This window comes from Peredibacter sp. HCB2-198, from assembly GCF_045999315.1.
Taxonomy (GTDB): Bacteria; Bdellovibrionota; Bacteriovoracia; order Bacteriovoracales; family Bacteriovoracaceae; genus Peredibacter.
This window is the reverse complement of sequence record NZ_CP174607.1, coordinates 3,663,290-3,681,993: the sequence shown is the minus strand read 5'-3', so window position 1 is coordinate 3,681,993 and position 18,704 is coordinate 3,663,290. Positions and strand designations below refer to the sequence as shown.

Annotated in this window: 12 protein-coding genes; 5 read left to right on the top strand and 7 right to left on the bottom strand. The window is 43.8% G+C overall.

Translation table 11 applies throughout. The annotated features are described in order from the left end of the window. Window positions 1-3: 3 nt before the first annotated feature. Genes gspF through ACJVC5_RS18450 form a run of 4 tightly spaced genes read right to left on the bottom strand, consistent with a single transcriptional unit; the run spans window position 4 to window position 6,722 of the window. Window positions 4-1,218 (bottom strand): type II secretion system inner membrane protein GspF, encoded by a 1,215-nt coding sequence (gene gspF, locus ACJVC5_RS18465; RefSeq protein WP_408097024.1) that lies wholly within the window; start codon window positions 1,216-1,218, stop codon window positions 4-6. Beyond that, window positions 1,218-2,948, bottom strand: a complete 1,731-nt coding sequence (gene gspE / locus ACJVC5_RS18460) for a type II secretion system ATPase GspE (RefSeq protein ID WP_408097023.1) — start codon at window positions 2,946-2,948, stop codon at window positions 1,218-1,220. The genes gspF and gspE overlap by 1 nt, the downstream gene beginning before the upstream one ends. Before the next feature lie 3 nt (window positions 2,949-2,951). Beyond that, window positions 2,952-5,474, bottom strand: a complete 2,523-nt coding sequence (gspD, locus tag ACJVC5_RS18455) for a type II secretion system secretin GspD (RefSeq protein WP_408097022.1) — start codon at window positions 5,472-5,474, stop codon at window positions 2,952-2,954. A gap of 12 nt (window positions 5,475-5,486) precedes the next feature. After that, on the bottom strand, window positions 5,487-6,722 hold the full coding sequence (locus ACJVC5_RS18450) for a hypothetical protein (RefSeq protein WP_408097021.1): 1,236 nt from the start codon (window positions 6,720-6,722) through the stop codon (window positions 5,487-5,489). Between the two features lie 205 nt (window positions 6,723-6,927). Here ACJVC5_RS18450 and ACJVC5_RS18445 point away from each other — a divergent pair, with 205 nt between their 5' ends. Both ACJVC5_RS18445 and ACJVC5_RS18440 read left to right on the top strand, forming a co-directional pair. After that, window positions 6,928-8,703 (top strand): acyl-CoA dehydrogenase family protein, encoded by a 1,776-nt coding sequence (locus tag ACJVC5_RS18445; RefSeq protein ID WP_408097020.1) that lies wholly within the window; start codon window positions 6,928-6,930, stop codon window positions 8,701-8,703. A 25-nt stretch (window positions 8,704-8,728) separates the two neighbouring features. Then, on the top strand, window positions 8,729-10,519 hold the full coding sequence (locus tag ACJVC5_RS18440; protein ID WP_408097019.1) for an FG-GAP repeat domain-containing protein: 1,791 nt from the start codon (window positions 8,729-8,731) through the stop codon (window positions 10,517-10,519). Here ACJVC5_RS18440 and ACJVC5_RS18435 read toward each other — a convergent pair. Both ACJVC5_RS18435 and ACJVC5_RS18430 read right to left on the bottom strand, forming a co-directional pair. Further along, window positions 10,516-11,331 (bottom strand): LysR family transcriptional regulator, encoded by an 816-nt coding sequence (locus ACJVC5_RS18435; protein WP_408097018.1) that lies wholly within the window; start codon window positions 11,329-11,331, stop codon window positions 10,516-10,518. The two genes, ACJVC5_RS18440 and ACJVC5_RS18435, sit on opposite strands and share 4 nt — an antisense overlap. Continuing rightward, complete coding sequence (locus ACJVC5_RS18430; protein ID WP_408097017.1) at window positions 11,328-11,729, bottom strand: HesB/IscA family protein; 402 nt, start codon at window positions 11,727-11,729, stop codon at window positions 11,328-11,330. Before ACJVC5_RS18430 ends, ACJVC5_RS18435 begins: the two co-directional genes overlap by 4 nt. An 86-nt stretch (window positions 11,730-11,815) precedes the next feature. Between ACJVC5_RS18430 and ACJVC5_RS18425 the strand changes: the two genes are divergently transcribed. After that, window positions 11,816-13,570, top strand: coding sequence for a M61 family metallopeptidase (locus ACJVC5_RS18425; protein ID WP_408097016.1), 1,755 nt, complete (start codon window positions 11,816-11,818; stop codon window positions 13,568-13,570). Here ACJVC5_RS18425 and ACJVC5_RS18420 read toward each other — a convergent pair. Next, window positions 13,530-14,108: a 4'-phosphopantetheinyl transferase family protein gene (locus ACJVC5_RS18420; protein WP_408097015.1), complete on the bottom strand. Its 579-nt coding sequence runs from the start codon at window positions 14,106-14,108 to the stop codon at window positions 13,530-13,532. The genes ACJVC5_RS18425 and ACJVC5_RS18420 overlap by 41 nt on opposite strands. Window positions 14,109-14,257: 149 nt before the next feature. Here ACJVC5_RS18420 and ACJVC5_RS18415 point away from each other — a divergent pair, with 149 nt between their 5' ends. Together ACJVC5_RS18415 and ACJVC5_RS18410 are read left to right on the top strand one after the other, a co-directional pair. Continuing rightward, the gene (locus ACJVC5_RS18415; RefSeq protein WP_408097014.1) at window positions 14,258-16,450 is read left to right on the top strand and encodes a glutamine synthetase III; all 2,193 of its coding nucleotides are present in this window, start codon (window positions 14,258-14,260) and stop codon (window positions 16,448-16,450) included. 305 nt (window positions 16,451-16,755) lie between these two features. Further along, on the top strand, window positions 16,756-18,669 hold the full coding sequence (locus tag ACJVC5_RS18410; RefSeq protein ID WP_408097013.1) for a Kelch repeat-containing protein: 1,914 nt from the start codon (window positions 16,756-16,758) through the stop codon (window positions 18,667-18,669). Window positions 18,670-18,704 lie beyond the last annotated feature (35 nt).

The following is an 18,704-nucleotide window of genomic DNA, read 5'->3' as shown; positions in this document are numbered from 1 at the left end:
TTCTTAACTAATTTTGTTCAGATCCATCATCGGGATAACCACCGCAAATACGATAAAACCTACTGCAACACCAAGACAAATCATCATGATGGGCTCAAGGATAGAGGTCAATCCACTGATTTTTGATTCTACTTGATCCTCATAGTTTTCCGAAATAATTTTTAGCATCGGCTCCAATTCCCCTGAGCGCTCACCCAGACGGATCATATGGGTCACAAGGGCCGGAAAATAACCACTTTGGATCAATGGGCCTGTGATCGAAGCACCTTCAGAAACCGAAACACGGGCCTTTTCTACTGCATCTTTCATATGAACGTTCGGAATAAGGTTTTTCACGATATTCATGGCGGTCAAAATTGGCACCCCAGAATTCATCAGGGTTCCAAGAGTTGAGCAGAATCGGCTTACGTTGATCATTTTAATCAACATTCCTAAAACGGGAAGCTTTAATTGAAGAGAGTGCCACTGGGCACGACCCTTAGGACTGTTGACGTATTTATTAATTAAAAATGCGCCGCCCACAATTGAGGCGATGAGAAGCCACCAGTAGTTTTGAAGAAATTCCGAAATCCAAATACAAATCTTGGTGATCATCGGAAGTTCGCGCTTGGTCGAAGTAAAGATTTTCGCCATTTTCGGAATAACGAAAATGAAAATAACGTTCATCATGGCAAAACCAAAGACGGCCATAATAACCGGATAGGTCATGGCACCTTTGATTTTGTTTTTTAGTTTCACTTGAGCTTCAGTAAAGTCGGCCAGACGGAGAAGTACGATTTCGAGTGTACCCGAGGCCTCACCGGCCTCAACCATGTTGACATAAACAGAGTTGAAAACTTTTGGGTGATCTTGAAGGGCCTTCGCCAAAGATGCACCTTCGTTAACTTTTTGTCTTAGATCCGCCAGAACCAGACGTAGGTTAGGGTTGTCTACCTGGTCTACCAGGGCAGCAAGGGCCTCTACGATCTGAATTTTTGCTTTAATAAGAGTCGCGAGCTGACGAGTCATCATCGCCAGGTCTTCTACGTTCACACTTCCGCGTAATTGAAGAAGAGAACTACCGCCAGAAGTACCTTGGGCCTTTTGCTCCTTGATATCAATCAGCATGATGCCCATGGATTTCACACGCTGTTTTGCGGCAGCAATGCTTTCCACGTTAATCGTGTTCTTGATTTCTTTTCCGCTTCGATCCATTCCTCTATAAGAGTAAATAGGCATTATTCTGTCTCTTCTGCGTTAATTGCGCGCATCACTTCTTCTACCGATGTAATACCTTCGTAAATCTTATCGAGGGCATCACCACGGAGAGTTCTCATGCCGGCGCGAACAGCGGCCTTCTTAATGGTGGCCGCATCGGTTTTTTGAATAATCAGAGCGCGGATTTCATCATTCATCATGAGAAGTTCCGACACAACGGTACGACCAGAGTATCCTGTGTTTGAACAACGAGGACAGCCAACTGGTTTGAAAATAGTGGCGCTATCTGGAATATCGTCCACATCAAGAATTACTTTTTCAAAATCAGAAAGAGTTGTTCTTTGCTTACAGGCCGAGCACAGCGTACGAATAAGTCGCTGAGCAAGTACTCCTGCCAGAGATGATGAAATCAAGAACGGTTGAACACCCATATCAATCAAACGAGTAGGTGCAGAAGACGCGTCGTTGGTGTGAAGAGTAGACAACACAAAGTGACCCGTTAACGAGGCGTTAATCGCGATCTCTGCTGTTTCACGGTCACGGGTTTCCCCGATCATCACCACGTCCGGGTTCTGACGAAGAATCGAACGAAGGGCCACCGCGAAGGTGAGTTCAATTTTGTGATTCACCTGGATCTGAGAGATTCCAGGGATCTCATACTCTACCGGGTCTTCCACGGTAATGATCATTTTATCCGGAGTTTTAATTCTATCTAAGAGAGCGAATAGGGTCGTTGTTTTACCATGACCTGTTGGACCGGTAACGTAAAGAACCCCGTGCTTGCGTCCGCCGAGCTCTTGAAGTCCTTCAAGAACTTTACCGCGGAAACCAAGTGTTTCAAGATTAAGGGCCGTGTTGTTTTTCTCGAGTACCCGCATAACAATACGTTCACCCGATTGAATAGGCACAGTCGAAAGACGAATATCAATATCTTTACCGGCAATTTTAATTTTAATACGACCATCTTGAGGAAGACGCTTTTCAGCGATATCCAAGCGGGCCATAACTTTAATACGAGAAGAGACCGCGGCGTGAGTTTTCTTCGGCTGGCGAAGGATTTCTGTCATCACCCCGTTAATACGGAAGCGATAAACAACATCTCGCTCATAGGGCTCGATGTGAATATCGGAAGCGCGCTCTTTAACGGCACGGAAGATAATTGAGTTCACGAAACGAATAACCGGAGCTTCATCGGCCGTGGCATCCAAGATATCAATTGGACCTTCGAGATCCAGGTTCTCTTCAAACTCTTCATCTTCGATGGAGTCAACCAGGTTACGGTTGGCCTTTTCATAAACGCGGTTAATGGCGTCTTGAATACGAAGGGGAGTGGTACAAATGATCTTGATCTCTTTTTTGTAGATCATGTGAAGATCATTGACCACGTTGAAGTTAAACGGGTTACTCATGAGCACAGTTACTGAGAAATCAGTTTCCATGCACGGAAGAACCTCATGGTTCTTGGCGTAGTTGATGGAGAGATCTTTTACCACGTTGGCATCAATCTCATCGATCTTGATGTCCGTCTGATAAGGAATGCCGATCTGATGACAAACAATCTTGATGAGGTCATGAGGATGGATGTAGTTACGTTTAAGAAGAATGTCTCCTAAAAGACCACCTTCCACACGTTGGGCCTCTAGGGCCTCATCCAGTTGAGAGCGGGTAAGAGAAGTGTACTTGATGAGAAGCTCACCAATTTTTTCCTTACTATGCTCTACATTCTCAAAAACTTCGTTAGATAAACTCATATGTTATTGCACCGATTTTCTAATCTCTTGATAGTCAGGAGTCTCGAATTCTTCTGCTGGAGCGTCCTGGTCTGGACCAATGTCTTCATTGTTGAGATTCTTATAATGATCCGCATCAGACAAGTCGTAAAGAGGTCCGGCAATTTGTGCATCCAGTTTCTTATTTAAGTCTTCCGAAGCTTTTTGGTTAGGATCTTGTTCATCCTCGTCAAACATCTCCTTCATACCTTTGGCCCGTCTTTCTAACACTTGTTTCGTGTTGGCCGAGGCAGTTTTAGCATAAGGAGAAAGAATTTTGGGTGTCATGAAGAACAGAATATTCACTTTCTGGATTGTTCTACTTTTGTTTTTAAATAACCAACCTAGTACAGGAATATCTCCGAGAATTGGAACTTTCGCATTGGCCACTGCCTCACGGTCACGAAGGAGACCGCCCATGGCGATGGTATCACGGTCACGCACCATCACTTCGGTGATAGCAGAACGAGTCGTCGTTGGAAGACCGCGGCCAGTGTTTTCAGATGAAGTCGCTTTAAAGTCATCAATCTTCTGGTTAATTTTAAGCTTCACGAAACGAGTCACTTTGTTGATCTGTGGAGTGATCTTTAGTGAAAGCTTCGCTTCCTGGTTTGTTGTCGAGAAGTTTTGAACCGTACCGGAGATTGTAGAGTTCTGAATAGGTACTGTATCACCAACTTCGAACGTTGCTTCTGTGTTATCCAGGGCCAGGATCTGAGGCGTGGCCAGAACGTTAGTGCTGGCGTGAGAAACAATCGCTTTGATGAAAGCGTTAAGAGCATTCACACGTTGAGTAGTGGTACCACCACCAGTGGCGTTCGGAACTGTAATTGTACGAGTTGGACCAAAACCAGCGCCGGCGAAGAAACCACCAAGTGAAGTTGGAACACCTGTACTTAAGAGACCAAGAAGACTTGAAGACTTACTGGTGAAACCAGCACGTGCCGCGTTTCCTTGTCCGTAAGCACCAACGTATTCGACCCCGAATGATCTTTCTTTTTCTACGTTGGCCTCAAGAATAAGACCTTCTACATAAACCTGGTCACGAGGAATATCCAAGCGGCCAATTACGTCTTTAAGAGTAAGCCAGTCAGTGGGTGAGGCCGTCACAACCAGAGCGTTGTTGTTTTTATCTGAAGTAATTTTTACTTCAGCAGAAAAAATCGGGTTCTCAGAAGGGCCAGAGAAAGAAGTGAAGCGGCTTGCACCACCAGCAGCACCATCTTTGGCAGTAGCACCAGTCACGATGCTTGAAAGTGTTTTAGAAAGTTCTTCAGAGTCACCGTAGTTTAAGTAGTAAACGTGAACACGGTTAGAACCGGAAGAAATAAGCTTTACGTCTAGCTTGTTGATCAGGTCGCGAAGTTGTTTCGCTCCTTCAGCATTGGCCATGGCGATAATTGAGTTTGTTCTAGGTTCAGCGATGATTCGAGAAATCATGCTGGTTGACTCTGTTCCGCCGCCAGTTGAGCCAGTGAAACGTGGAGTAGCAGTACCTGCTCTCGCACCAGCACCACTAGAACCACCTTTAAGAATATTATCCAGAAGCTTCGCGATCTCTTGGGCCGATGAGTTCTTCACTTTCACAATTTGAAGTGATTCTTCGTGTCCCGGAACATCCAGGAACTTCACCATCTTTGCGAGACGGTTAATGTTTGAACCGGTATCGGCAATGATAATAGTGTTGGTTTGCTTGATATCAATGATTCGTCCGTATCGAGACATGAAGGGACGGAAGTTACGGGCAATTTCAGCGGCCGATACTGATTTAAGAGAAATCACTCTCATCACATAGTTTTCAGTGTCAGGAGTGTAGTTACCAGTATAGATCTTCGTCGGAGTGTAACGAATATCACGAGCATTGATTACTTTATAGAAAGCACCAGTCTTGATCAGCGAGTAGCCGGCCATGTTAAGAGCGGCAAGGTAAGCTTTCCAAGCGTCACCTACAGTAATTGGAGTAGGAGCGATGATTGAAACTTTACCTTTTACATCTTTATCAAGGATCAGGTTGATCCCTGTAAGCTTCTGCATGTGCTTTGTGATTTCCATGATGTCAGTATCAGGAAAGTCAAAACTCTCAACGATCTCAGGACCGAAAGCGGTCTCTGGGTTAAGATTCACGTATTTGCTGTTCTTAGGTTGGGCCTTAAGACCTGGAGAAGGACGGTTACCAAATGTCGTTTGGTTGGCATCGTCATCACTATCAGGCTCGAAAGCATCATCATCAGAAACTTCAGTTGGATCCGGATCAGCGTCCGCGCTTTCAATTTTTTCTGCGGCCTTTAAAGCGGCAGCAGCGTCTTCAGCAGACATTGATTCAATATCACTGGCAGAAGGGGAAGCAGGTTGAACATCGGCCGGAGGAGTTCCATCTCCACGGTTCGTATTAAAGCGCGTCTGCGAACGGTATTTATTAAATTGCGCGTGTGCCTCATATTGCGACAGTAGAAGGGCGGTAAAAATGAGGGTGCTCATCAAACGCTTATTACGACATCTTGTCTTCATTTCCGTTCGTCCTTATTTTTTGATGGAATACTCTTGTACAGAGTCAGAACCTTCACGCTTAATCCCTAGTTGAAGGTTTTCCAGGTTTTTAATTCTTGAAAATAGTCCCATGACTTCATTCAGGTCATAAATCGGCTTACCGTTGATACTGGTAATGATGTCCTGATCCTGTAGACCAAGATATGGGAAGATCCCTTGTGGATCCATTTCAGTTAATTTGAATGAGAGAGAACCGTCAGGGTTCTGAATCTTAATTGCACGGGCCTGAGTCAGAATAGAAGCAATGTCTTTCATCTTCTCGTCTAGTAGACCTTTTTGAATCATGAACTTGTTACCAACATTGTCGATACCGGACATTTTCTTGTTGGCCTTGAACTGACGGCTTTGGGCCGGAGACATGACAGAAATGGGAGAGCGAACTTCTCTTGCCTTATCAGAGGCAATGGATTCACAAACACCACTTTCAAGGTTCTTCACCAGAATTTCCAGACGAGTGATCTTGAAGATCTTGGCAAGGTTGTCAATCGAGTCACCAACACGAACTTCTTGAAGATCACGGTCACCTCTAACTTGAACTGAAGCGAGAGATTTAATCGTGTCCTGAAGAACGATGGTGTTCACTAACTTGATCGGAAGGTTAGAAGTCTGTTGAGCTTCTTCACATTTTGTATCGGCCACTTTCTTTGGCCCTTTTGCGGCGCCTGTATTGGTACGGAAAGGGTTAATGCTTTTCACCTGATTAAGAGTGCCAGGATTGAAGTCATTCTCGAGAGAAATAGAAACAGTGTAGTCACGAGGAGAATCAAAAACGGGAGTTCCACGAAGGACTAAGGCCGTGGTCTTTCCAAGAGTGTAGGTGATGCCACAAACGATGATGACTGTGGCCACTTGATGAATAGGTTCACGCGCTTCACGCGATAAAAACTTTTCGATCCCTTTACTTAGACTTGGAGAAAGAAGAGAAAGACCTTCGCCACTTTTAGTTTTAAAGCCCTCTGGGAGCTTCCATTCCTTTGTGTTGATTGAGCCCATTTTCGCTCTTAAATCACGCACAGAAGAAGAGAACTTATCTTTCCAATTTGTTTTTAAAACCGGCATTGGAGCTTCACCAGTTTTATCTTCTGGTGGAAGAACTTCATGCTTGTTTTCTTCAAAAGGAGGTTGCGAAGAAATATCTTCTTGATCAGAAGAGTCTTTCTTCAAACGGGAAAGCTTGGTTTTTAGGAAGTCTTTGATTTTATTTATCATCAATTTATTGTCATCAAATTTAATGTGATGTGCAAGCGTTCAGAATGTGAATTATATTGAAGCACAGTCGTCGGGTATTGTTATCCCAGAGTGAGATGGTTGATGATTTTAGTTCGGTTCTCCTTTCTTTAGATTTTCTGTACTTTGATTCGGGTCGCACCTTATAATGTTTAGGTATAATTTTTTCCTTTCTCAAAGAGGCCTTATGTCAGCAAAAACGAATGAAAAAGAAATCCCTTCCATTGTCGCCAGTTTGTTTTACGGTGAGGTGATGGAGGATGAAGTTTTCCCTTATCCACAGTTTTCAGAAAGCCAAATCGAAATGGCGAAGGCCATGGTTGATGCAATTGATAAGTTTGCTCAGGACAATATTGATTCTCCAAAATTCGATAAAGATTCGAAAATTCCAAAGGAAGTACTGGACGGTCTTGCCGGTCTGGGTCTTTGTGGTCTTGCCGTAGGTGAGGAGCACGGAGGTCTTGGTCTTGATACAACTCTTTACGCTCGCGTTTTCTCACAAATTGCTGGATACGATGGTGCAGTGGCGACGACTCTGGGTGCTCACCAATCAATTGGTTACAAGGCCCTTTTAAATGAAGGAAATGAAGAGCAAAAAAAACACTGGCTTCCAAAACTAGCGAGTGGTGAAGTTTTCGCCGCTTTCTGTTTAACTGAGCCGGGTTCAGGTTCGGATGCTTATTCGATTAAAACAAAGGCCACGAAAAACTCTGACGGAACATACACCATCAATGGCCAAAAACTTTGGATTACTAACGCTGGGATGGCCGGTTTCTATTCAGTATTTGCAAAAACTGAACATGATGATGGCAAAGGCGGTAAAGTCGAGAAGATCTCATGCTTTATCGTAGAGAAAGAAAGAGAAGGTGTTTCTTTCGGCGAGAAAGAGGACAAAATGGGTATCCGTGCTTCTGAAACGCGCGCGGTTTATTTTGATAATGTTAAAGTTCCGGCCTCGAACATGATTGGCGAGCCAGGTAAAGGTTTCAAAATCGCCATGAACGTTCTGAACACAGGACGTCTTTCTCTTGGTTCTGGTTCAGTGGGCGGGATGAAAATGATCCTAAAACTTGCAACGGCCCAAGCAAAAACTCGTAAACAATTCGGAAGCACGATTGATCAATTCGGTCTGATCCAGGAAAAACTGGCGACCATGGCCGCCAATATCTACGCTTGTGAATCTATGGTTTACATGACAACAGGTAAAATCACTCAAGGTATGCATCACTTTGAGCATGAGTCTGCTATCTGTAAGGTGTACTGTTCAGAAAGACTTTGGGACACGATTGATAAAGCAACTCAGATCGCCGCTGGTAACGCTTACATGAAGGAATATCCTTATGAGCGTATTATGCGTGACTGTCGTATTAACTTGATCTTCGAAGGTACAAACGAAATCCTTCGTATCTTCACGGCCCTTTCTGGCATTAAAGGTCCTTCAGATGATCTGAAAGAGCTCGGCAAAATTGCTGACGTTTCAAAGGCCATTCAGGATCCAATTAAGTCAGTAGGTGTGTTAACTGACTTCGCTAAGAAGCGCATGAGTAAGCGTTTTGGTTCTAAGACCCTTACAAAAGTTCACCCGAGCCTTGAAGTTCACGGAAACCACTTCGTATCAATGATGAAAGATTTCTCAATTGCAGTTGAGAACACCATCATGAAGTTCGGTAAGAACATCATCGGTAATGAGCTTCTGCAGATGAGAATCGCCAACATGACAATGGAACTTTACGCTCAGTTGTCAGTTCTTTCTCGTACAACATCAATTCTTAACCGCACAGATGTTTCTGATAAAGATAAAGAGTACGTGACTCACTTAACAGAACTTATCTGTCGTGACAGCCGTCAATCATTCACTCGCAACTATAAGCGCCTGAACTCTAGCTATGACAAGCTCATTCCTAAGATTTCAAAAGCAGTAAGTGAGCGTGATGGATTCGGTTTTGACATCATTGATTTCTAATACATTCTTAAGGAGACTCACTCATGTGGGTCTCCTTTCCCTTATTGTTCTAGGCTGTTCGACTCCTCCGAAGAAGAGCGAGGACGAACAATCTATTGAGCTTGCTGAAGAACTGAATTCCCTTTCTAAAAAAGTTCAAACCACCAATTATGGCCCGACTGTCAGAGAGGGTGGAACTTTCGCAGACAAGACCAATGATTATGGATTAAACGGTCTGTTTGCTGTGACCTTCAATGCGGTGGATTTTAACTTTGATGGTTACACTGATCTGGTCATTCTCCCGACTTATTACTCTCGTCCAAAGTTTTATGTTTTTGATCGCGAGGCCAAGAAATTTAAACCCTGGGAGAACGATCCTTTGCCTTTAGATTTTAAGGCCAGTTTCATTCTGATTTATGACCTGAATAAAGACCGTGTTCCGGATCTTTTGGCGGGAGTTTTAAATCAAAGAAGCGAGATCAGTCAGATCCCCATCAAGTTGTATGTGGGATCGGTTTGGGAAGGAAAACTAAAATTTACCGAAGAACCTAATGCCATTAATTTACCGGTTGAACCGACATCTAGTCTCACAATCCTAGATTATGATTTAGATGGTTGGGCGGACATCTTTGTCTCAAACTGGTATGAAAATAAAAATGGTCAGTACATTCCTGTGGCCGACAGACTTCTCCGAAACAATAAAGGGAAGTTCGAGGATGTTTCGTCTTTTTTGAAAGGGGAGTCAGACAAGAAATCAGATCAGCTCTATCCTCCTAACGCCAAACCGACCTATGGCGCTTCGATCTGTGATATTGATCAGAACGGATACCCGGACATCATGACGGTCTCTTCATCAGGACATAAAAATAAACTTTGGATGAATATCAAAGAACCGCGAACAGGTGAGCGCTTCTTTGATGATCTGGGGCCAGTCACAAATTATGCCTCTGATCCAGATGGAAGTCTTATCCCGACCGGTGGTGGCCGTTCATTCTTTAGTGCGTGTACGGATTATAATGACGATGGTCTGATGGATATTTTTGTCGGGGAATTGTCTCACGCCTACGACAATGAATCCGTCGATAAATCCAGCATCCTGACTGGCTCCAAAGAAACTTATCCGCCTTACTTCATCCGTACCGAATATGTGAGTGATGCTTCTTCTGAGTCTTGGAACCAAGGTGACAGAAGAGCAGTTTGGATGGACTACAATTTGGATGGCAAGATTGATCTGGTGGTAGATAACTCTGGTTTCCCTCCGTTTTCTCGCCTGGTTTTATTTGAACAGGACGAGACCCGCGCCTTTGTAAACGTTGGATCTCAGGCGGGGATTGATGTGGTGAACCCAACCGGAACGATTCAAATTGATGTGAACCGTGATGGTCTCCCAGATATTTTGACTTCACAAAACAATATTCGAAAGGCCGATATCGCCCCTCGTTTGTACTTATTTGAGAATCAAAACAAGACCATTGGTAAGAAGGCGATTAAAGTTCATCTCCATGGAATTAAGTCGAATACGGAAGGTATCGGCGCCATGGTGATGCTTTACACTCAAAGCAAAAACAAAAAAATCGTTCAGCGTCGTTGGGTGGAATACACTCAGGGCGGACTTCCTTCTCAGAATGAATCTGGCATTCATTTCGGTGTTCCTGAGGGAGTTGAAGTTGTGGGTGTTAAAGTGCGCTGGCCATATCTTAGAAAGTCCGGTTATAGCTCTGGTGAAGTTCTGGAAAAACTTTATTCTCTTAAGGGTTATGCAGATAAAGAGTTTGTTGAAGTCACAGTCTGTGAAGACGGAAAAATTCTTTCCGGCAAAATGTCTTGTCAGTTCTAGCGCTTCTTAATCACATCAACTAATTGCTTAATGTGTTCCGGCATGGTCTTGAAGTTAAGACTTGAAAGGTGAATATAACCTTTCTGAAGCCCTTTAAGGTCATAGGTCTTGAGATGTTGATCTTGATCAATGGTGTGTTCTGGCACAATGGCGATTCCCACTCCACGTTTAACCAGCTTCAAGATGGTCGTGATGGAGTTCACGACAATGATTTTACTAGAACGCTTTTTATTCAGTTGGAAGAGGTGATCCTGTTCTGAATAAACAATCCACGGGTACTCAGAGGCCTCTTTAGGATTAATTTCATTCTTACTGATTAGGACCATTTTCTCTTCAAAAAGCTTCAGGGAACTCGCAAGCTCACTCTGAATGTTCTCAGTGGTGAAGATGAGATCATACTTTCCGTTATGGAGTTTTTCTTTTAGCTGATCCAGAGTATTCACTTCCACCATAAGCTGATGCTTACTGTGCTTGGTGAATTCCACCATGATGTCATTAAACCAGGTCTCAAGTACCCCTTGTAGGATTCCCACTCGGATGGTCTTGTTCATATGGCCAAAGAAAATGTCCTGAACCCTTTCTTCAAAATGAGCGAGCTCAGTTAAGAGGGCCTGGCCCTTTTCAGTTAGAAGGACTTTTTTCGAAGAACGAATAATAAGTTGGTCGCCCACTGAGGCCTCTAAAAGCTTAATTTGGCGACTAACGGCCGATTGGGCAATATTGAGTTCTTGGGCGGCCTTAGAGAAATTCAGATAACGAGAAGTGACCATGAAGGCCTTGAGATAACGGTAATCGAGAGAGATCTCTTTCATTTCTTCCCCCAAGGTGGAAGTCGAGACTCGTCCTTGAAGAACTTCCCGCGATGTTGTCCATCGGCGGCGTTTGTCAGGATGAAACCTTCTTCGTTACTAGATATATCTAGCAAATAGTCTAATGTAGCTTCCTGGGTATAGAAAGCCGTAAAAGGATCAATCAGGACCGTTAGTTCAAAATTAATCAGAGGGTAGCTTTGTTTGATCACCAGATCGTCTGCATGAAGCTCAGAGAAACCAGTGTCATAAGTAAATCCTTCGCAGCCTTTTCCGCCAATTTTAATACGGAATGATAGGCCTTCCAGGGTATAGTCATTTTCTTGCATTAACTGAATTTGGCGAACAGCACTATCAGTCACAAAAAGTTTAATATCAGAGGGGAGTAGAGTCTTTTCCATGAAGGCATCATAGCAACCTTTTTGAATATTGTCTTTAGACCTCTCCAGTCTTATTCTACTTCCAACATCTTGAAAGGACTCCGCCAATGAAAGTGCATTACCTCGTTCAAATCGACAAACCGGAAAATAACCTCGTAAAAGTGACCATGAAACTCGAGAAACCGAAGAATCAGGACACCATGAAAGTGTTCCTTCCTTCGTGGAGTCCGGGGTCATACCTTCTCAGAGAGTATTCACGTCATGTGAGATGGTTTCAGGCGACTTCTAGTAACGGGGAAGTGCTTTTCCACACTCAAACTGCAAAAGGGACCTGGGAAATTGATTGGAAAAAATCGGACCTCAAACGGCCGATGGATACTTTTGAAGTGACTTATGAAATTTATGCCAAAGAACTTACTGTGAGAACATCTCACATTGATGCTTCTCACGCTTATCTTCAAGGCCCGACCTATATCATGGGAGTGGTTGGGGCAGAGATCAAAGACCCAACGATTGAGTTCCGTTTCCCTCCTGCCTGGTCGAAACTCAGCACAGGTCTTAAGGATGTTTCTCAAAAAAGAAATGAATTCGTTTATACCGCAGCAGACTATGATGAGTTGATTGATTCACCAGTTGAAATTGGTTGTCACGAGACAGATGGTTTTGAATACAATGGTAAACCTCATCATATGGCCCATTATGGGGACCTTTATCCTCATCGTCAGAACATCAAAGGGGACCTGAAAAAGATCGTGGCCACTGTGGCCGAGCACTTTGATGGTGAACTTCCTTATGAGCAGTATCTTTTTCTCACTCACTTCGTTCCAAAACTTTACGGTGGTCTTGAGCACTTAAACTCGACCGCACTTCAGTTTGATGGAAGAAAACTTGCGAATAAAAAAGATTATCAGGCCTATATGGCCCTGGCCGCTCATGAATACTTCCACCTTTGGAACGTAAAACGTATTCGTCCAAAAGAACTAGGGCCCTTTGACTATCTGAATGAAAACTACACCACACTTCTGTGGCTTGCTGAGGGGCTCACTTCATTCATGGATGATCTTTTCGTTTACCGCGCAGGACTCTCGACAATTGAAGAGTATCTGGATGTAGTGAAGGGCAACCTAGAAACCTATCTCAGTACTCCAGGACGAATGTATCACTCTCTAGAGCAGAGTTCATTCAATGCCTGGATCAAACTTTATCGTCCAGATGAAAACTCTAAGAACTCATCTGTCAGTTACTATCTAAAGGGTGGTCTGGTCTTCACCGTTCTTCATAGTTTACTTGCTGAGAAAGGTAAGTCTGTGGATGACCTTCTTCGCGCCCTTTGGGACGACTATAAGAAACGTCCGGCAGTGGGTGTGACTCGTGAAGGTGTTTACCAGATGATTAAAGAGATTGGTGGAAACGAGGTCCTGCAAAAGTTCTCGACCATGATTGAAACAACTCAGGACATTGATTTTGAGACCGCTTTCAAGAAAATGGGATGTGAGCTTCGCTTCATCGAAAATCCAAATCCATATCTCGGTATTGATTGGGAGTTTAGTGGTGATCGCGCCATCGTGAAGTCTATCACTCTTGATTCTCCTGCTTATAAGGCCGGTGTAAACGCCGGAGACGAGATCATTTTCTTAAATGGTTACCGCTTCATGAAAGAAGATGCCGAAAGACTTGGTTCAATGGTGATGACTGATCAGAACTATGAATTAATTGTCGCTCGTTTAAATAAACTTGTTCGACTTGAAATCATGCCAGGCAAAGCTCCGAAGCAATTAAAAGAAATTGCCGTGGTTGATCGAGCACTTGCTGAAAAAGTTTTTAGTTTCTCAAAAAGGCCATCGCCAGCACATATGGCGTAGTCTGCACCATTTTCCACTCCCCAGAAAGATTTGAAGGGGAGTGGAACCAACGGTCCTGTTGAACTTCAATACTTCCAAATTCTATCGGTTTTGGAAAAAGTCCGGTGTTCATGAGTACTTTAAAGACCGCTTCTTTCACACACCATAGCTCAATATTTCTTAGGTTTTGATCTTTCGGATGAGAGATCCTTTCTCGGATTGAATCTTTCACAACACGCTTTTCTTCTTCAACATCTATACCCACCGAGCGAAATTCTTTCCGCTCTGCCACTATTGCAGCACCACATGTTTTTGTATGGGAGAGTGAAATGGTAAGTTGAGGACATTTCGGGAGTAAATGATAATCCACTAGCTTCAACTCATCGGTAGAAACTTCCTGGCCATGTTCCTTAAGAGCATTTTTTAGTGCATCTCTCGAGAGAAGGAAGCCCATTTTCCGATCGGAATGAACATCACTTCCTAATGATGATTCAGCAAGCAAATTCCAATCTGAGCATTCAGGATCTGTTAAGTTTGTGGACAGTTGGTAGGTGTACATAGTTGACCTAGTTTATCTTGAAAGCGATAGAGTGATAAGTTATAAAAAGTAGTTAGAAAAAAACGTATTTTTACCGATAATAATCCTATGTTCCCAAAATAACTAACAAAGCCCGCGGATCGAAAGATAACTTTCAGGAGAAGTTTTTTATGGCCAATCATATACGTCAACAAGCGAAGCTCACAGTTTACGGCAGAAAACCACGCAAGTGTAATGTGCCTATCAATGAGCAGGGTAAGTATTTAAAAGTTTCTCAGTACTATGGTGAGAACGTTTACAACTACCATCTTTCAAAGTCTCTTTCGCTTGAAGATAAAGATGCTCTAAAACAAGTTATCGACGGCAAACGCACGATTGATAAACCTCTTGCCACGAAAGTTGCAAATTCTGTTCTTGAATGGGCGATCTCAAAAGGTGCCACTCACTTTTGTCACTGGTTCCAACCTCTAACAGGTTCGACAGCTGAAAAACACGATGCCTTCCTGAACTTCGATAACGATCGCGCCATTGAAACTCTTTCTGCTTCTCAACTTATGCAAGGGGAGCCAGATGCTTCTTCTTTCCCACATGGTGGTTCTCGTGCCACTTTCGAAGCACGCGGATACACAACTTGGGACCTGACTTCACCGCTTTTCATTCAGGAATCAACCAATGGTAAGACGCTGGTCATTCCAACGGCCTTCGTTTCTTATCATGGTGACGCTCTCGATACAAAAACTCCGCTTCTTCGTTCTGATCTAAGAATCAATGAAGTGATGACGAAGTTTTGTAATCTTGTTGGCATGAAAGATGTAAGCAAGGTTTATACAACTTGTGGTGCTGAACAAGAGTACTTCCTAATTGATAAGGCCTTCTACTTCGGTCGTCAGGACCTTGTGATGACAGGTCGAGCTCTTATGGGATCTTTGACTTCTCGTAACCAGCAACTTGAAGACCACTACTTCGGTATGATTGAAGACCGTGTTCTTGCTTTCATGGAAGAAGTAGAAATTGAACTTTATAAAATGGGCATTCCGGCCAAAACTCGTCACAACGAAGTGGCCCCAGGACAGTTCGAGCTTGCTCCGATCTTCAAAGACGCCAACGTGGCGGCCGATAATAACCAAATCGTTATGACCACTCTTCGTAACGTGGCCCTTAAACACGATTTCGTGTGTCTTCTTCACGAGAAGCCATTCGCAGGTGTGAACGGTTCTGGTAAGCACTTGAACTGGTCGATGTCGACAGACACAGGCGTGAATCTTCTTGAACCTGGTCATAACCCTCATGAAAACTACCGCTTCCTTGCGGTGGTTGCGACAGTGGTAGAGGCGGTTTACCGTCACGCTGACGTTATCCGAATGGGGATTGCTTCTCACGGAAACGATCACCGTCTAGGTGCTAACGAAGCACCTCCTTCAATCATGTCAGTGTTCCTTGGAACAACTCTGACTCAGATCCTTGATTCAATGGTTTCTGGAGGAAAGTATGTTGCCTCTGGAAAGACTCTGCTTGATCTTGGTGCTCGTCAGCTTGCTGATCTTGTGAAAGATAATACAGACCGCAACCGTACATCTCCGTTCGCGTTTACAGGTAACAAGTTTGAGTTTCGTGCTTGTGGTTCTTCAGCTTCAATTGGTTATCCGCTTTCAATTCTGAATGCAGCAGTTGTTGATATCTTCGAAGAAACAAACGCTTTTCTTGAGCAGGAGCTTGCTTCTGGTAAATCTCAGGATGATGCTCTTACAGCGGTCATTCTTAAGTGGTACGGAAACGCTCAAAGAGTGGTGTTCAATGGTGACGGTTACTCACAAGATTGGGTGAAAGAGGCAGAGAAGCGTGGCCTTGGTAACATGAGAACAACTCCTGAGGCGATTTCAGTTCTTAAAGACGCTAAGAAGACAAGCGTTCTTGTGAGATCTGGTGTGTTCAAAGAATCAGAAATTTCTACTCGTCATAACGTTATGCTTGAGCGCTATATCAAGTGTCGTCAGATTGAGCTTAAGACACTTGCTGGTATGGTTTTAAAACAAGTTGTTCCAGCGGCGGTAGAGTATAAGGCCCAGCTCGCCGAATCGATTAAGAAACAAAAAGATTGTGGTGCTGATTCATCACTTGAACTTGAACTGTTGAAAGATCTTTCGAACTATTCGAAGTCTCTTTATGAGCAAACGATCAATCTTAATACGTCGCTGGATGATCTTCATCACAAGCTTGATGAAGAAACATTTGCAAAGAGAATTGCCCTTGAGCTTATGCCTCAGTCAGTGAAGATCGCTGAACTTTGTAACCAGATCGAAGAGATCATCCCGGATGAAAACTGGCCGGTACCTAAGTTCTTTGACATGCTCTTTATTCGCTAAAACTCATGGCCCCTCTTAGGAGGGGCTTTTGATTATTCATGTAACCTTCTGAAATTTCGATTCAAGATTTAAGACTCCTTAAAATATTTAAGAAATGTTAAGAGTTTTGTCGATGAGGTGTTGAGATCATTAAAATGAATCAACCCCAACGGCCGCTTTGGAATCGTCCCACTCTCACTAGAAAGGTCCCTCTTCCTTTCATCTTTTTCCTTTGTTCATTTTTATTTTCTGCATGTAAATCTGAAGTCTTTATCGATTTTACGAATTCCTTTCAATTCAAAAAGAGCAGTACTCAGTATCTCTATTTGAAAAAACTAAGTTCTCCTCATGCTCTCTTCTCCTTAAATACTCTGCAAGACGGAAGAGTATTAAGGCTTGGCGGAACTCTTGATATGTCCGTCATGATCACCAGCGCGGAAATTTACTCGTTAGAAACAAATACTTGGTCCTCAGTTTCTCCCATGGGAACGGCCAGGTCTCAACATGCCACAAGTGTCCTCGCTGATGGGCGGGTGTTAGTGACTGGAGGGAAAGGTAGTGCTTCTATCTATTTATCCAGCGCTGAGGTCTACAATCCTGTGACAAATGCCTGGGATTCTTCGGGAGTTCCAGATATGTCCTCTCCTCGAATGAGTCACACATCAAGTGTTCTCTTAGATGGACGTGTTTTGGTGATTGGAGGAGTGAATGATAACGGAACTTTTTTGGCGACTTCAGAGATCTATGATCCGGTGACAAATACCTGGGACTCCGTAACTGTTCCACCCATGAGTACGGAAAGGGGTTCTCATACCGCCACAGTACTCCCGGATGGAAGAGTCTTAGTGATAGGTGGTTTTGATGGCATGGCCCCTCTCTCAAACATGGAAATTTATGATCCGGTAACTAACTCATGGAGTGTGATAGCAATGCCTTCTTCAAGGTTCTATCATACGGCAACGGCCATGCAGGATGGAAAAGTCCTGGTGGTGGGTACAATGGTAAGTAATTCCAGTGGATCGGCACAAGTCGATATTTATGATCCGGCCAATGATTCATGGACCTCGGTCTCTTCTCTAAATCTTCCGAGATATTCTCACAATGCAACCATACTTTCAGACGGGAGAATCATGGTTGCCGGTGGGGTCAATGGAATGCCTCTTGATAGTGTAGAGGTATATGATCCGGTTAAGAACAAGTGGTTCACCACTTCGTTTAGTGGGTTGAGTTTAACTGCAGCGATGCATACTTCAAGTCATCTTCCCACTGGCCAGGTATTAGTGGCCGGGGGAGTAGATAAAGATATGAATAGAACGACACTTGGTCAGATTTTTAATCCTGGGACTTCTTCGTGGCAAGTGACCTCTCCTATGTCCATAGGCCGAACTGAACATACGGCCAGTGTTTTAACTGATGGACGTGTGCTCATCTTAGGGGGAACGCCGGATAACTCGAGTAAGCTGTCCTCTGGTGAAATCTATGACCCAACACTGGATACTTGGACAACAATCGCTCCCATGTCTACCGGTAGAATGCTTCACACGGCAACTGTTCTTACTGATGGTCGTGTCTTAGTTGTAGGTGGACTAGGTATGGGCTTTTTGACCAGTGTTGAAATCTATGATCCAAGTACCAACACTTGGAGTGCAGCTCCTTCTCTTTCCACTCCAAGATTGGTGCATCAAGCGGTGCTTTTAAATGATGGTCGAGTATTCGTCGTTGGAGGAACTGCTAATAATGTGACTGCATTGGAAACTGGAGAAATTTACGATCCTGTGGCCAATACCTGGACGGTGACGACATCCATGTCTGCGAGAAGAGCTTATTTTTCTGCAAATGTTTTATCAGATGGAAGAGTGTTTGTAGCAGGAGGATTAGATGGAAGTTTCTTATCAAGTGCAGAGATTTATAATCCCACTACCGATTCCTGGACTTCTGTGGCCTCAATGACGGATCCGAAAAGGGCACACACAGGAGCGACCCTTCCTGATGGTCGAGTTCTTATTATGGGTGGAACCAACAACGTTTCAGTTTTCGGGAGTGAAATTTACGACCCAGTAACTAATTCCTGGAGCACTCCTGGAGGAGCTGAATTAGAAGCAAAGAGAATTTATCATCACTCCGTTGTCTTAAATGATGGTTCGGTGATGCTGGTCGGGGGATATGGTATGTTTGGTCTCTTTTCCAGTGCGCTGATTTTTAATCCCCAAACAAGTTCTTGGATGAATGAAAGGCCATAGTTTCTCTTTAGGTACCATGTGCAACTAGCGAATAA